This window comes from Leifsonia sp. Soil_N53 (genome assembly GCF_057655165.1).
The window spans coordinates 1-14,752 of sequence record NZ_JBDGMM010000063.1 but is presented as its reverse complement, the minus strand read 5'-3'; the positions used below and the strand labels follow the sequence as shown (position 1 = coordinate 14,752).

Below are 14,752 nucleotides of genomic sequence, written 5' to 3'. Positions count from 1 at the left end.
GCCGAAGGTTTCAAATGAGCGTCCCTTGCTGTTCAATTGGCGTTCATATGAGCGATTATGAGCACCGAGAGTCTGTGAGTGTTCACGTCGAGAAGGGACGTCCATGCTGACCCAGCAGCGCGAAGCAGCCATCGTCGAACGCGTCCGGACGGCCGGCAGCGCCACCGTCGAGGAGCTCTCCCGCGTGCTCGCGGTCAGCGGCACCACCATCCGCCGCGACCTGGAGCGCCTCGAGCTCACCGGCGTCCTGCGCCGAGTGCACGGCGGCGCCACCCTGCCGGAGACCGGGGCCGACGAGCTGGAGGACCCCGACGCCGACGCCGCCGAGAAACGCGCGATCGCCGCCGTCGCGGCCGGGCTCATCCGGGACGGCGACGTCGTGCTGCTCGACATCGGCCACACGACGCTGGCGATCGCCCGCCACCTGCGCGACCGGCCGGTGACCCTGGTGACCAACAACCTGTGGATCCTGCGGGTGCTCGGCGACAACCCCGCCTGCACCCTCATCCTTCTCGGCGGCACCGTCGGCTCGAAGCCGGGGACGGTGTCGGGCCCGCTCACCGAGCAGATGCTCGACCTGATCCACGCGGACGTGGCCGTGATCAGCAGCGGCGGAGTGCGCCCGGACGGAGCAGTGGTCACCGACCTCAACCAGGAGGCGACGATCAAGCACCGCATGAGCCGCGCCGCCGACCGCAGCATCCTCGTCGTGACCTCCCTCAAGTTCCCGGGAGAGGGCCCCTTCCGCATCGCGTCCCTCCAGGACTTCGACACGATCGTCACGACCGCGGACGCCCCGCGGGCGCCCGTGGAGGTGGCCCGGCGGCGGGGGGTGGAGGTGCTGTACGCGTGACGTGGGCTGACTGACCCTTCGAAGCCGCGCCGTTGCCGCGGCGCCCCCGTGGCGCTACCGTTTCGGCGTAGTCGATCGATCGAGGTGCTCATGGTGCGCTCGACTCCCACGAAGCGGTTTCGGATCCCACTTGCTCTCAGCGCCGTCTGCGCGCTTCTGCTGGCGGGCTGCACGATGTTCACCCCTCCCAAGCCCAAACCGACGCCTACGGTGCTCGAGATGGCGCACGTCGACGGGTTCACGACCGGCGATCCGAGCGCGACCTGGTTCGCCGACGAGGTGGCGAGGGTCTCCCACGGACTGCTCGTGATCAACCGGCGCCTCTCCTGTTGCGGGGAGGACCAGAGCCAAATGGAGCGCGGTCTGATCTTGACCGTCGCCGACGGCACCTCCGCCCTCGGCTGGGTGGGGACGCGGGTGTTCCAGACCATCGGAGACGACGACTTCACGGCCCTGACCTTGCCGATGCACGTCGACAGCTACGCCACCCAGCAGGCGATCGCGAGCAGCGCCCTGCCCGCACAGATGATGAAGGGCCTCTCGAAGTTCGCGGTGAAGGGTCTGGCGGTCATGCCCGGGTTCCTCCGCAAGCCCCTGGCCGCCTCGTCTCCGTTGGTCGCCGTCGACGACTGGAGGGGGAAGGCGATCTTCCTGTTCCCCGGCGGTTCGGCTGCGCACTCCCTGGCGGCGCTCGACGCGATTCCGATCGAGGGCGGCGAGGCGGGTGAGCGCGACGATGGCCTCACCCAGCACCGGCTCGACGGCACGGAGCTCTCGCTCTCCTACGCCGCCGACGACACCTCCCGCATCGGCTACGTCACCGCCAACGTCAACCTCTGGCCCCGGATGTCCGCGCTGCTGATCAACCCCGCCGTCTACCGCTTCCTCACCAAGCAGCAGCGCGGTTGGCTGACGAAAGCCATCCACACCACCATTGCGAGAACGAGCGAGCTCGCGAAGGCGGACCTCCGGTACGTGCGGCTGCTGTGCCAACACGGCGTCGAACTGGACTGGGCGACCCCTGATCAGCTCAGTGCGCTGCGAACGGCGTTCGCACCTGTCGTCGACGCGGCTGAGGCGTCGGCCACGACGGCGGGATTCGTGCGGCAGATCGACGGTCTGCGCCGCCCGGACCCTCGGAGCCTCACCGTTCAGCCCTGCCTCTGAACACTGCTCAGCGGAGCCGGCTTCGCTCGAGCGGCCGACGCGACACGACGCTCGGGGCTTCGGTGTCCGTGGTGGGCCTCATCGAAGTGCGGGAAGCGCACTCTCAGCAGCACGGCCCCGAGCGCCGCGACGAGGACGAGACCAGCGCCGACGACCAGAGCCAGGTGATAGCCGTTGCTCAGGGTGGGTGCGACGATCAGCGGGCCGACCACCTGACCGACGCCGTAGCCGGCCGTGAGGATCGCCACCGCGCGTGGGACGCCGAGGTGACGTCCCGTCGCCAGGGACAGGGTGGTGATGCCGACGAAGGTGGCGCCGAAGAGCGCAGCGGAGACGACCGCTGCCGCCGGCGACGACGAGAGCGCCGGGAGGACGATGCCGATCGCCTGCAGGATCAGCGCGCCGGCGATCAGCGTCGGGCGCGACACCCGGCTGCTCAGCCAGGACCAGAGCGCGCAGGACGGGACGGCCGCCGCACCGACGATGATCCACACGCTCCCCGAGAGCCACCGGGGCCCGGTCGCCGCGACGGCCGCCACGAGGAAGGTGCCGGCGATGATGTAGCCGGCGCCCTCCAGAAAGTAGGCGGCCGCGAGCGCCGCGAACCAGCGACCGTGCCGGGGAGCCGGCGTCGCCTGCGGGCGAACCGCGTCGGTCGACACGCCAGTCCGGTTCGTCTCGCCGACCCACCAGCCGACGAGAAGGAGGAGGGCGGTCAGCGCGGCGGCGGACCACCAGGCGGCCTGCCAGTCCCCCACCGAGGCGATGACGACGGTCAGGATCCCCGAGGCCGCGATTCCCGCTCCGACTCCGCCGTACGCCCAGCCGACGTAGTGGGGCCGAGCGCTCGCGAGCTCGCTGAGGATCGCGTTGCCTGCGACCATGAAGACGACCGCGCTGGCGACCCCCGCGACGCCTCGGATCAGAGCCCACACCGTGACGTCATCGGTCAGCGGCATCGCGACCAGGGTCAGGACGAGGACGACTCCGCTGATCCTGAGCGCGGAACGCCTCCGGCTGACCCGCGGCACGGCGATGCCGACGAGCGCGCCGATGAGATAGCCGAGGTAGTTGGCGGTGGCGAGCACGGAGGCGTCGGCGCGAGCGAGGTCCGCGTGCAGTTCCATCATCGGCAGGATCGGCGTGAAGACGAACCGCCCCACCCCCATCGCCGCCGCCAACGCGGCGCCGGTCTGCGCGGCGACGCTCCACCCGAGTGCTGCCGATCCTTCTGCGTGCGACGCCACGATCTCCTCATTCTGGATAAGAACTATCTACAATAACGTGGACATCGTACATCTATAATCGATCCATGCAACTTCCGCAGACCGTCGAGTGGGCCCTCCACTGCTGCTGGCTGCTCGCGCAGACCAATGGGGACGCCGCGATCCGCCGGCGCGAGTTCGCCGAGTTCTTCGACCTGCCCGAGCCGTATCTCGCGAAGGTGCTGAAGCGGTTGACCGCGGCGCGGATCCTGACATCCGTGCCGGGAGTCAACGGCGGGTACCGCCTCGCATGCCCCGCATCCGCCATCAACGCACTGGACGTCGTCATCGCCGTCGGCGGCCAGAGCACCTTCCACTGCACCGAGATCCGGCAGAACGGGCCGGTCGGGCTGGACCCGGCTCAGTGCACGCAACCGTGCGGGATCGCCAAGCTGATGCACACGGCCGAAGTGGCGTGGCGCAACGAGCTCGCGAAGATGTCGCTCGCCGACCTCATCGAGTCGGCGCTCCCGGTCTCGGAAGGCCGCGCAGCGAAATGGCTGGGAGACCGGGCGCGACCCGAGCTGCGAGGGCGGGTCTGAGCGCGTACTCCGGGTGCTACCGGAAGGTCTCGGCCACCCAGTCGGCGATGATGCCCGCCACGTACGGCATGTTGTCGATGGAGATGTGCTCCGTGCCGCCCTCCGGGTCGTCGAAGATCCGCAGCTCGCGGCGCGGGCTGTTCACCGCCTGGTCGTACGTCTCGTGGGCGTAGCGCACCGGGATCTGCCGGTCGCCGGCGCCGTGCGTGATGAGCAGCGGGACGGTGATCTGCTCGGCGACGCCGTTGAGGTGCATCGGGCTGGTCTTCTCGATGAACTCGTGCATGTCGTTCACGCCCCACACCCAGAACACGTGGTCCCAGTAGTGCGGGACCGGGTTCTCGCCCTCCCGGTTGCGCCTGGCCTCCTGCACCGCCGCCCAGTCGTGGTTCGCGCCCCACGCCACGGCGAGCGCGAGCCGCTTCTCGAAGGCGGCCGCCCGCGGGGCGTAGTAGCCGCCGAGCGACCAGCCGACGATGCCCAGCCGGGCGGTGTCGGCGCCGAGCTCCTCGGCGTTCGCCTCGATCCAGTCGACGATCGCCGCGGCCCAGACCTCGGTGTCGTAGCGGGCGGTCAGACCGCGCAGGCGGAGGGCCTCCCCCGATCCGGGCGTATCGATCATGAGTGTGGAGATGCCGCGCTCCGCCAGCATCTTCGGGAATCCGGAGTAGTACATCATCTCCTTGGTCGAGTCGAGACCGTTCCATTGGATGATGACGGGGTGCGGGCCGTCGCCCGGCGCCCGGTAGAAGTAGCCAGGGAGCGAGGAGCCTTCGTAGGGCACCTCCACGCGCGTCAGCGGGATCCCGCTGAGCTCCACGTGCTTCAGCAGCAGGTCGATCGACTTCTGGTACGCCGCGTTGCGGCCTTCCCACCGCGGCGACTGCAGCCGCTCGGCCTGCGAGGTGTAGAGGGATGCCCGGTAGTACGTCTCCCCCGCGCCGATCCGGCGTCCGGCCGCCTCGTCCGCGCGCGCCTTGGCCACGAGGCGGTCGGCGACGGCCTCCCACGCGGCGTACAGCTCGGCGGTGCCCGCGTCGTCGCCGTTCTGCGAGGCGAGCAGCACGGGCTTGCACGCCCGGTCGACTTCGTCGATGTAGCCGCCGTTGTTGAGGGTCGCGACGACCGCGAGGCTCCACACGTAGTTGGTGGGGAAGTACATGAACACGGGAGGGCTCCTTCGTTACGAGGTTGCAGCCGCGATGCGGTCGGCCAGGTGTTTGGCCCCGGCCGAGGAGGCGAAACCGCCGTCGACGGGGAGGTCGGCGCCGGAGATGTAGCCCGACGCGTCCGAGAGCAGGAAGGCGGCGAGGCCGGCGACGTCGGCGGCCTCGCCGAGCCGTTCGAGCGGGGTCAGCTCGAGCTGCGCCTCCCGCATCGCCGTCGGGGCGTCGGCGGTCATGTCGGTCTCGATGAAACCGGGATGGATGGTGTTCACCCGGATGCCGCGTGGCCCGTACTCGGTCGCCGCGACCCGGGACAGCCCGCGCAGGCCCCACTTGGAGGCCGTGTACGCGGCCGTGTAGTGGCCGGTCAGTCCCGCGACCGAGCCGACGTTGACGATTGAGGAGCCTGCGCCCATGAGCGGCGCCAGCGCGCGCATCCCGAGCATCGGGCCGGTCAGGTTGACGGCGATGACCCGATCCCAGTCGGCGCGCTCGGTGCCGCCGATCCCGGCGCGGTGGGTGATGCCGGCGTTGTTGATCAGGCCGCGGAGCGGGGTCGCGCCCAGCGTCTCCGCGAGGTCGGTGGCGAGGAGCGCCCAGGCCGCCTCGTCGGTCACGTCGAGGCGGCGGAAGGCGATGGCGTCACCCAGCGCAGCATCGGGATCGACGACGTCGGTCGCGACGACGTGCGCGCCCAGCTCGGCGAGCAGCCGCGCCTCGGCGGCGCCTTGCCCACGCGCGGCGCCGGTGACGACGACGGTCGTGCCGTCGAGGTCCGCCAGCAGGTCCCGTGCGGTCACCCTGCGACCCGCTCCCCGCGGCTCCGGGCACGCGAACGCTCGCGCGCCGCAGGCGGCTCGGGCGCGGCGACGGCGGCACCGACCGGGCCGACCAGCTCGCCGATCCCCTCGACCACCATGCGCACGACGTCGCCGTCGGTCAGCGGCGGCGGGGTGAGCTCGCCGCGCCGGCCCCACAGCTCCGCCAGGCAGCCGCCGTTGCCGGTCGTCCCGGAGCCGAGCACGTCGCCCGGCACGACCCGCGAGTTCCGCGAGGCGTAGGCGACCAGCTCCGGGAACGGCCAGCCCATGTTCGACACCAGGTCGTGCCCGATCCGATCGCCGTTCACGAACACCTCGGCCCGGACGGCGAGGAAACCGTCGCCGTCGAAGTACGGCTCGAGCTCGTCGGCGGTCACGATCCACGGCCCGAGGCTCGTGCCGAAGTCCTTGCCCTTGGCCGGGCCGAGGCGGACCTTCATCTCGCGCGACTGGAGGTCGCGGGCCGACCAGTCGTTCATGATCGTGTACCCGAAGATGACGCCGGCCGCGTCGTCGGCGGTGAGGTTCGCGCCGCCGGTCCCGCCGATCACGGCCGCGACCTCCAGCTCGAAGTCGAGCCGCGCGCTGACCGGCGGCCGCAGCTGCTCCCCCGGCCCGAGCACCGTGTGCGGGTTGGTGAAATAGAACGTCGGCGCCTCGTACCACTCGGGCACGACCTCGCTCTTGCCGTCGACCGAAGCGCTCACACCCTCCACGTGCTCCTCGAAGGCGACGAAGTCGCGGATCGACGCGGGCACGAGCGGCGCGAGCAGCCGGACCTCGGCGAGGGCGAGGCCGTCGGCCTCCCGCACCGCCGCGAAGAGCGCGTGCGTCTCTGCGAGCCCGCGCGCGAGGACCTCGGCCACGGTGAGGCCGTCCGGGAACAGGACCACCCGATCCCCGATCACGAACCCCTCGGAGACAGCCGCGCCGCCCTCTGCGGCCCAGCGGGCGATCCTCATGCGGGCTCCGCCATCCGGTGCGCGATACCGAAGATGAGCCCGGGGGCGTCGGCCTCCCGATCGTGGTCGATCTGCCACTGGCCCAGCTGCACGGAGGCCTCCACCACGGCCTGCGCGCGCGGGAGGCGGCGGGCGTGGAAGGCGTCCCAGAGCGCGTCGTCCACGGTGTCGGCGGCGATCAGCAGCTCGGTCAGCACCACCGCGTCCTCCAGCGCCTGCGCCGCGCCCTGCGCGATCGTGGGCGGGCAGGAGTGCGCCGCGTCGCCGATCACGACGGAGCGTCCGCGGTTCCACGGAGCGGGCACGATGTGCTGGGTGAACCAGGTGTAGTTGACGTGGGCGCCGGCCTGGAGGTCGGCACGGATGTCGTTCCACGGCCCGCCGTAGGCCGCGGACTCCTCCAGCATGATCGCGACCGACTCCTCGTCGCTGAGCCCGGTGCGGTCCTGCGCCGGCTCGACCAGGTAGGCGTACATCGTGTCCTCGCCGGTCGGGGTGTAGCCGGCGATGTAGACCGGGCCGCCGTAGTACAGCTCGCTGTGCTCGACGGCGGCCGGGCGCGAGACGAACGACCGCCAGATGCCCATGCCGGTCGGCTCGGGCTTGGTGTCGATGCCGATCAGCTCGCGGACGGCGGAGTTGAGGCCGTCGGCGCCGACCAGGAGGTCGTACGTTCCCGCCGGCGACCCGTCGACCTCCACGGCCACGCCGTCTGCGGTCTCGGTCACGCCGGTGACCTTCGCGCCGAACCGGACGTTCGCCCCCGCCGCCTGGGCGTGCGCGAGCAGGATGCGCGCGAGGTCGGGCCGGTACATGCCGCCGGTCGCCGGGAAATCGGGGCCGCCCGTCTTCACCTCGGGCAGCTCGGCGATGGCAGGGGCGTCGGGCCCCGGCGCCCGCAGGGTGAGCCCCTCGAAGAAGTAGCCCTCCCGCTGCACGTCGTCCCACACGCCGAGCGCGGCGAACGCGCGCAGCGCGTTGCCCTGCAGCGTGATGCCCGAGCCGAGCGCGCTCAGCTCGGGCTTGGACTCGAAGACGTCGACGTCGACGCCCGCCTTGGCGAGCTGGATGGCGGTGGCCAGACCGGCGACACCGCTTCCGGCGATCGCGACCTTCGTGACGGCGGTCATGTGAGAACCTCTCTGTTCTTCTGCGTACGCACGCGTTCGTGAACGAAACCGGGGCGGCGAGGCCGCTACAGCAGTGCGATGGGGTTGATCGGCGACCCGACGGCCGCCGTGATGGGCAGCGGCGGAGCCGAGAGGAGGAAATCGTATCTCCCGAGCCGCGCGCACTCGGACGCGAGCTCCTCCAGGTCCCACATCTCGCCGATGGTGAGCCCGAGGTTCGGGATGACGACCTGATGCAGGGGCTGGAACGCCGGCACGTCGAACTCGTTCGGCCGCACCTCGAAGCCCCAGGTGTCGGTCGCGATCGCCGCGATCCCGGTGTCGTGCAGCCAGCCGGCGGTGGTCAGCGAGAGACCGGGGGCGGGGCCTCCCGCGTACTCGCCCCAGCCGTCCCGGCGCACGCGCGCGAGCTGGCCGGTGCGCACCAGGACGATGTCACCGTCGCCGACCGCGCTCGTCTCGCCCTGCGCCTCCACGCAGGAGCGGAGGTCGGCAGCGGTGATCGCGTAGCCGTCCTCCAACTCCCCCGTAGCGGGACGCAGGTGCCGCCCGAGGTCGAGCAGCACCCCTCGCGAGACGATGACGGAGGCCGCGTGCTCGATACCCGTCACCAGGTCGCCGTCGCTCGTGACGACGTCCCCGGCCCGGCGGCCGTTCCAGGCGTAGCCGTGGTCGAAGATGTGACCCAGCCCGTCCCACTGCGTCGAGCACTGCAGCGGCATCGCAATCACGTCGTCGGCGCCGCCGAGCCCGTGCGGGAAGCCCTGGTTGCCGCGCTCGGCGTCCGTCCCGGTGTCCAGCATCGTGTGCACCGGATTGGTGCGCCGGCGCCAGCCCTTCTGCGGACCGTTCATGTCGAACGACTGCGCCAGGGAGATGGCCGTGCCCTCGCGGACGAGGGTGGCGGCGTCCGCCCGCTTGGCCGCGTCGATGAGGTTGAGCGTGCCGAGCACGTCGTCCTCACCCCAGCGGCCCCAGTTGCGGTACGCCTCCGCCCGCGCCGCGATCTCGGCCTCCGGGTCCAGACGGTCCAGGTCGGCCGGGTCCTCGCTCGGTGCGGCCATCGTCAGCCGCGGCCCTGCACGGCGTACGGGTTGAGCAGCGCTTCCTTGATCTCGTCGGGCACTCCCTCCTCGGTCGCGCTCGGGCCGTCGGCGGCCGGGAACGACTCGGTCATCGACATCGGCATGGCGCCGTTGCGGTAGAAGTTGCTCGAGCCCAGCGACGGCTTCCAGGTGTTCGGCTGCCAGTCGGGCACGTAGTTGCGGTAGCCGCCGGTGTTGAGCTCGATCCGGAGGCTGGACGGCTCGCGATAGTAGAGGAACGTCTGCTCGCCGATGCCGTGGATGGATGGGCCGTACTCGATCGGCACGCCGTTCTCCATCAGGGTGTCGGCCGCGATGAGGAGCTCCTCGTAGGTGTCGACCCAGAACGCGTAGTGGTTGACACGGCCGGCGCGCGTGGAGCCGTCGAGGACGACGCCGAGGTCGTGGGACTTCTCGTTGGTGGTGAGCACCGAGAAGATCGAGATGGGCGCCTCGTCGAGCACGGTGCGGGCCATGATGCGGAAGCCCAGGACGTCGTTGTACCACTGCGCGAAGCCGTCGACGTCGCTGGTCGCGATCGTGACGTGGTCGAGCTGGCGCGGGGCGCCGGCGACCTTGCTGCGCTTCTCGGGGCGGTCCGGGTAGATGGACGCGACGTGGCCGGGCGCCTGGTGGCGGGTGACGTCCCAGTGCAGGGTCATCGAGTGGCCCCACGGACCGGTGAAGCGGTAGGCGCGGCCGATCGTGTGCACGTCGTCGAGCCACTCGCCCTCGATGCCGGCGGCCTCGATGCGCTTGGCGGCCTCCTCGAGGGCCTCCGCGCTGGAGGTGCGCCAGGCCATCGTGGCCAGCGTCGGCTCCGGGCCGGGCGAGACGACGACCGAGTAGGCGTAGTAGTCGCCCCAGCAGCGGAGGTACACCGAGCCGGCGATGCGGTCGACGACGGTCAGTCCGACCTGTTCCTCGTAGAACTTCACGGACGCCTCGACATCCGGGGACGTGATCTCCACATACGACAGGTGGGAGAGAAGCTTGATCATCCTTGATCCTTTCCAGACGGGCGGAATGTGAGTGCCCGGTCTCTACTTTCGGTGCCGCATCCACATCAGGGAACCGCGTATCGGCTATGCCGGGGATCAATGAGACTGATTTCCAAGGTCGACATCGGCCTCCCTTATGTGCCGGAACGGCGCAAGAGTCGGAGCTGCGTGCCCAAGTAGGGCCTGGTTCTCCCTGTTGTGCGCGGAGGTTGTGTCAGAATCAAGCATGGCTAGGGATTCCGCACTCCGATTCGGCGCGCAGACGGACGAAGTCATGAGTCTGCTGCGCGTGGTGAACCTCGTCCGCACCGGGGAGGCCGACACCCGCCCCGAGATCGGCCGGCTGACCGGGCTCGGCCGCGGCGTCGTCGCCCAGCGCGTCGACGCGGCGATCGAGATGGGCTTCCTGGAGGACGGCGAGTACGGCCCGTCGTCGGGCGGCCGCGCGCCCCGCACGCTCCGCTTCCGCTCGGACAGGGGCCGGATCGTCGTCTGCGCGCTCGGCGCCCTCCACATCCGCGTCGGGCTGGCCTCCCTCGACGGCGAGGTCGTTGCGGAGGCGCACCGCCCCTGGGACATCGGCCGCGGCCCAGCGGAGACGATCGACACGGCGCTCGGGATGATCGACGAGCTTCTCGCCGCCGAGGACGACCGGCCGGTGTGGGCGGTCGCCGTCGGCGTGCCCGGCCCGGTCGACTTCGAGACCGGTTCGCCCGTCGCGCCGCCCATCATGCCAGGCTGGAACGGCTTCGACGTGCGCCGCCGCTTCGAGCAGCGCTTCGAGGCGCCGGTCTGGGTCGACAACGACGTCAACCTCCTGGCCCTCACCGAGCGCAGCCACCGCCGCGACGACAACGTCGACCTCATCTACTGCAAGGTCGGCAGCGGCATCGGCGCCGGCCTCGTCTCGCACGGCCGCATCCACCGCGGCGCGAACGGCGCGGCGGGCGACATCGGGCACGTGCGCGTGCGCGACTCCACCGAGGTCTGCCGATGCGGCAAGGTCGGCTGCCTGGAGGCGGAGGCCTCCGGCTGGGCGATCATGCGCGACGCCGAACGCGCACTCGAGGGCGGCGCAGGCGGGATCCTCGCCGGCATCGCGGAGCGCGGCGAGCCGATCACTCCGGAGGCGGTCTCGATCGCAGCGACGGACGGCGACGCGCTGGCGATCTCACTGGTGCAGCGCTCCGCACGCCTGATCGGCGAGTCGATCGCGGCGCTCGTCAACATGTTCAACCCGGGCGTCATCGTCGTCGGCGGCGCGGTCTCCGCGTCGGGCGAGATCTTCCTCGCGGAGGTGCGTCAGCGCGTCTACGAGCTGTCACTCCCGCTCGCGACGCGCGACCTGTCGATCGTGCGATCGATCGGGGACGAGAAGGAACCGCTGCGCGGGGGCGCGGAACTCGCGATCGAGGAACTGTTCGAGGTGACGTTCCCGCGCTGGTTCGCGAACGGGCGGCCGACGATCGAGGGGGTCAAGGCGGTGGCGTGACGGGCTGACTGCATCGGAGTCACACAGACTGGGCTGAAATGTAGTAGATTGGTTGTGTTGCTCCCCGCCGTCTACGGATTGGCGGGGATTTTTTTCACCTGGGGGGTCTCGGTGCTGCGCGCGTCGATCGTGATCGACTATCAGAACGTCCATATGACGGCTCATGATGTGTTCGATCCGCGTGGCGGGCTTCATGAATCGCTGATCCACCCCGTGAAGTTCGCAGATCGAGCGATCGTGGAGCGGAATCGACGTCAGCGTGAGGGGATGGCGCATGCTGTGCTCGCGCGCACGATCGTGTTCCGTGGTCGCCACAACGTCGACCATCACTGGGAGCAGCACCGCCGCTGCAATGACCAGGCCGCACAGTGGCAAAAGGATGGCGCGATCGTCGAGTTGCGGGACCTGAAGTACAGCTACCAGCTCGGCGCGAACGGCGAGCCGATCCGCGACATCAGCGGCAAGAAGATCCCCGTCGGCCGCCCGAAGGAGAAGGGTATCGACGTGCTGTGCGCACTAGCCCTCGTGCGTGAGGCCGCCCGGCCGGATATCGACGTCGCAATCCTTGCTTCCAGAGACACCGACCTCGTGCCGGCCCTGGATGAGGCCTTCGACTTCCGCGTCTCCGAGCCCGACCGTTATGCGAAGGTGGAGACGGTCGCCTGGTTCAACCGACGTTTCCGGGAGGAGAACAGCATGTCAGGAGGCGCCTTGCGGCCTACTAGTCCGCGCCGGATCTGGAACACCGACCTCGATCGGAGTTGCTTCGAGGCCTCGATCGACCGCACCTCCTATCGGTAGACGCTGATCAGTCCTCCACCCGTGTGGCATCACATCCTCAGTTCGGCTTATTCCGGTTTCAAACATAAGCATGTAGCTTACGTTCATAAGCCGACACGAAGGGGTGCCATGGCCCTGCCGATCCTCAGCGACGATGCCCTGACCGCGACCGCCGACGGGTTCGTCGTGCGCGTGAGCCTGCCGTGGATCCGGTCGCTGCCGCTGTCGAGCGTCTCGGAGGTGCGCCTCCACGTGGACGGCGAGGAGTGCGCCGTCGAGGTGCCGCGCGGCGACGGCTGGTGGTTCGTGCAGGATCGCATCGAGCTGCGCGCGCGACGCCCGCTCGCCCCGGGAGCGCGCACGGTCGCGGTGTCGTTCCGCCTGCTCATCCCCTACCTCCCGGCCGGCCCGGATGCGCCGCTCGTGCTCGACTTCGCGGACGAGCGGAGGCTGGAGGCGGTGCCCGAGGCGCCGTGGACGCTCGCGGCCAGTGCCTTCAACTGGACGCCGGAGGTGATCCGTGCCGAGCGATCCAGCGCTGACATCGTCGTCGGCATCGTCACCTCGGGGGTGTCCCGCGTCGTGGAGGTCGAACCGGGGCAGCTCTGGCGGTCGTTCCCGTCGACGCCCGCCGCGGAGGCCGTGGCGCTGCGCGACCGGATCGCGGCGGCGGGTGGCCGGGTGGACGTGGTCGGGGCGAGCCTCGACGACTGGCTCGGCCCGACGCGGAGGCGCGACGACGACGAGCGGTTCGCGTTCCTCCTCCCCCAGCTGCGCACCGCGCACGAGCTCGGCGCGGAGGGAGTGCGGCTGCCGATCGGGCAGGCCGGACGGGCGCTGCTGCGGAGGCTGCAGCCTGTGCTGCACGACCTCGATCTGACCCTCTACGAGGAGCTGCAGGGACAGCAGACGCCCGATTCGCCGTCCACGGCGCGGGCGATCGACGACATCGCAGCCCTCGACGATACCCGCATCCGGCTGCTCGTCGACACGAGCATGCTCATGCCCGCGCTGCCGGTTACCTACCTCGCGGCGCTCGCCCCGAACGTCCCTGACGCGCTGCTCGCGCGGCTGACGGATGCCTGGCTGGAGCCGGAGACGCTCGACGCGGTCGTGGCCCAGCTGCGCTCGGGCGCCGTGCCGGCGACGGCGCACGCCCTGTACATGGACCTGCTCGTGCGGTTCGGCCGCTCGCCGGTGGAGGTGCTCCGCGGCATCCTCCCGCTGGTGGGCCGCTTCCACCTCAAGTTCTGGGATCTGGACGACGTCGACGGCCGCGTCTCGCAGCCGCTCCGCGACCTCGGCGCGGTCCTGCGCGGATCCGGCTTCTCGCGGACGCTCTGCAGCGAGTGGGGCGGGCACGAGTGGCTGGACGCCGACCCCGCGGAACTGACGCGCGCGCACCTCGCGCTCGCCCGCACCTCCCTCTGAACGCACGCGAGAGAGCGGGCGGGCGGGAGGGCGGTCAGCCCTCGTGGTTGTAGTAGGGCCAGGGGAGGAAGCGGCGCTCGCCCCGGCGGTCGGGGCCGTTCAGCGTGACCTCCCCGGTCGCGGCCCACTCGACGCCACGCGGGAACATCCGGATGAACTCGATGCGGCGGAACGTGTCGATGTCGTGGCCGATCGTGATCGTGAATGAGCGGCCTGCGCCGTGCTCGTTGATCCAGGCGATCGGCTGGTCGGTGTTCATGCCGGGGAGGGCAGCGATCCCCTCCTCCGGGATGGCCACCGGGTAGTGCGACATCGGCCAGACCGGCGCCTTCTCGTACGACTCCAGGTCGTCGTAGGTCGTGAGCAGCACCCGGGCGCCGTCGAGGATTTCGACCCCGGTGAGGATGTCGTCGCCGGTGACGGTCCAGCGCGCACTGATGCCGTCGGTGATCGCGTGCCTCGGCTCCGTCGTGTCGAGCTGCGCCTCGCCCCACGGCCGGGGTCGGAGGCCGCCGGCCACGGTGAGCCGCGAGCCGCGCAGGACGTTGTACTCGTCGGGATAGCCCCAGTCGTCCTCCTGCGCGGCGGACCCGTGGAACCAGACGACGCCCTTGCCGTCGTCGCGCACGAACCTCAGCAGCGCCTCGTCGGTCTCCGCGCCGAAGCCGACCGCCTTCTCGTGGTAGCCGTCGCGGCCCTCGAAGACGACGATCACGACGTCGTACTTGCCGATGATCTCGGCGCCCAGGCCGCGCGGGTCCTCGACGACGCGCACGCGGAAGCGGCCGGTGTCCTCCAGCAGCTGCGTGAGCCAGACATTGTGCTGCCGGAAGCTGCGGTGCTCGTTGTCGTGCTCGCGGGTCATGTGGCCCGAGAGGATGAGGGCGTTCAACACATCGGTCATCAGTCGGCTTTCGTGGAGAAGGCGGCGTCGAAGGCGGCGGCGGGCGGGTTGATGGCGTTGAGTTCGCGGACGAAGGCGATGGCTTCCGGGGCGCCCTGGAGGCGGTCCATGCCGGCGTCCTCCCACTCCACCGACGTCGGGCCGGTGTAACCG

General features: G+C 70.5%; 14 protein-coding genes and 1 pseudogene. 6 read left to right on the top strand and 9 right to left on the bottom strand.

Going from position 1 to position 14,752, the window contains the following annotated elements; genetic code table 11:
* Nucleotides 1-103: 103 nt before the first annotated feature.
* On the top strand, nucleotides 104-853 hold the full coding sequence (locus AC3A3H_RS12100; protein WP_487614797.1) for a DeoR/GlpR family DNA-binding transcription regulator: 750 nt from the start codon (nucleotides 104-106) through the stop codon (nucleotides 851-853).
* 219 nt (nucleotides 854-1,072) lie between these two features.
* Entirely contained in the window at nucleotides 1,073-2,020 is a 948-nt protein-coding gene (locus AC3A3H_RS12095) for a hypothetical protein (protein ID WP_487614796.1), read from the top strand.
* Here AC3A3H_RS12095 and AC3A3H_RS12090 read toward each other — a convergent pair.
* A complete protein-coding gene (locus AC3A3H_RS12090) occupies nucleotides 2,005-3,267 on the bottom strand; it encodes a YbfB/YjiJ family MFS transporter (RefSeq protein WP_487614795.1) in 1,263 nt (420 codons plus the stop codon). The genes AC3A3H_RS12095 and AC3A3H_RS12090 overlap by 16 nt on opposite strands.
* Nucleotides 3,268-3,332: 65 nt before the next feature.
* Here AC3A3H_RS12090 and AC3A3H_RS12085 point away from each other — a divergent pair, with 65 nt between their 5' ends.
* Nucleotides 3,333-3,827 (top strand): RrF2 family transcriptional regulator, encoded by a 495-nt coding sequence (locus tag AC3A3H_RS12085; RefSeq protein ID WP_487614794.1) that lies wholly within the window; start codon nucleotides 3,333-3,335, stop codon nucleotides 3,825-3,827.
* A 16-nt stretch (nucleotides 3,828-3,843) separates the two neighbouring features.
* Here the strand turns inward: AC3A3H_RS12085 and AC3A3H_RS12080 are convergent, their stop codons facing one another.
* The 6 genes from AC3A3H_RS12080 to AC3A3H_RS12055 all read right to left on the bottom strand — a co-directional run bounded on the left by AC3A3H_RS12080 (nucleotide 3,844) and on the right by AC3A3H_RS12055 (nucleotide 9,992).
* Nucleotides 3,844-4,989 (bottom strand): alpha/beta hydrolase family protein, encoded by a 1,146-nt coding sequence (locus AC3A3H_RS12080; protein WP_487615069.1) that lies wholly within the window; start codon nucleotides 4,987-4,989, stop codon nucleotides 3,844-3,846.
* 21 nt (nucleotides 4,990-5,010) lie between these two features.
* Nucleotides 5,011-5,793: an SDR family NAD(P)-dependent oxidoreductase gene (locus AC3A3H_RS12075; RefSeq protein WP_487614793.1), complete on the bottom strand. Its 783-nt coding sequence runs from the start codon at nucleotides 5,791-5,793 to the stop codon at nucleotides 5,011-5,013.
* Nucleotides 5,790-6,776: a fumarylacetoacetate hydrolase family protein gene (locus AC3A3H_RS12070; protein WP_487614792.1), complete on the bottom strand. Its 987-nt coding sequence runs from the start codon at nucleotides 6,774-6,776 to the stop codon at nucleotides 5,790-5,792. The genes AC3A3H_RS12075 and AC3A3H_RS12070 overlap by 4 nt, the downstream gene beginning before the upstream one ends.
* Entirely contained in the window at nucleotides 6,773-7,906 is a 1,134-nt protein-coding gene (locus tag AC3A3H_RS12065; protein ID WP_487614791.1) for an FAD-dependent monooxygenase, read from the bottom strand. The genes AC3A3H_RS12070 and AC3A3H_RS12065 overlap by 4 nt, the downstream gene beginning before the upstream one ends.
* Before the next feature lie 65 nt (nucleotides 7,907-7,971).
* On the bottom strand, nucleotides 7,972-8,970 hold the full coding sequence (locus tag AC3A3H_RS12060) for a cyclase family protein (protein WP_487614790.1): 999 nt from the start codon (nucleotides 8,968-8,970) through the stop codon (nucleotides 7,972-7,974).
* A gap of 2 nt (nucleotides 8,971-8,972) precedes the next feature.
* Entirely contained in the window at nucleotides 8,973-9,992 is a 1,020-nt protein-coding gene (locus tag AC3A3H_RS12055; protein WP_487614789.1) for a VOC family protein, read from the bottom strand.
* A gap of 226 nt (nucleotides 9,993-10,218) precedes the next feature.
* On the opposite strand from AC3A3H_RS12055, the gene AC3A3H_RS12050 reads away from it, so the two are divergent.
* The 3 genes from AC3A3H_RS12050 (at nucleotide 10,219) to AC3A3H_RS12040 (ending at nucleotide 13,695) form a co-directional block, all read left to right on the top strand.
* On the top strand, nucleotides 10,219-11,484 hold the full coding sequence (locus AC3A3H_RS12050) for an ROK family protein (RefSeq protein WP_487614788.1): 1,266 nt from the start codon (nucleotides 10,219-10,221) through the stop codon (nucleotides 11,482-11,484).
* A 57-nt stretch (nucleotides 11,485-11,541) separates the two neighbouring features.
* Complete coding sequence (locus AC3A3H_RS12045; protein WP_487614787.1) at nucleotides 11,542-12,285, top strand: hypothetical protein; 744 nt, start codon at nucleotides 11,542-11,544, stop codon at nucleotides 12,283-12,285.
* A 108-nt stretch (nucleotides 12,286-12,393) separates the two neighbouring features.
* Complete coding sequence (locus AC3A3H_RS12040) at nucleotides 12,394-13,695, top strand: restriction endonuclease subunit R (protein ID WP_487614786.1); 1,302 nt, start codon at nucleotides 12,394-12,396, stop codon at nucleotides 13,693-13,695.
* A 34-nt stretch (nucleotides 13,696-13,729) separates the two neighbouring features.
* Here AC3A3H_RS12040 and AC3A3H_RS12035 read toward each other — a convergent pair whose 3' ends face one another.
* Together AC3A3H_RS12035 and AC3A3H_RS12030 are read right to left on the bottom strand one after the other, a co-directional pair.
* On the bottom strand, nucleotides 13,730-14,599 hold the full coding sequence (locus AC3A3H_RS12035; RefSeq protein WP_487614785.1) for a ThuA domain-containing protein: 870 nt from the start codon (nucleotides 14,597-14,599) through the stop codon (nucleotides 13,730-13,732).
* A pseudogene (locus tag AC3A3H_RS12030) lies at nucleotides 14,599-14,752 on the bottom strand (sugar phosphate isomerase/epimerase); the annotation flags it as partial. The gene AC3A3H_RS12035 and the pseudogene AC3A3H_RS12030, both read right to left, overlap by 1 nt.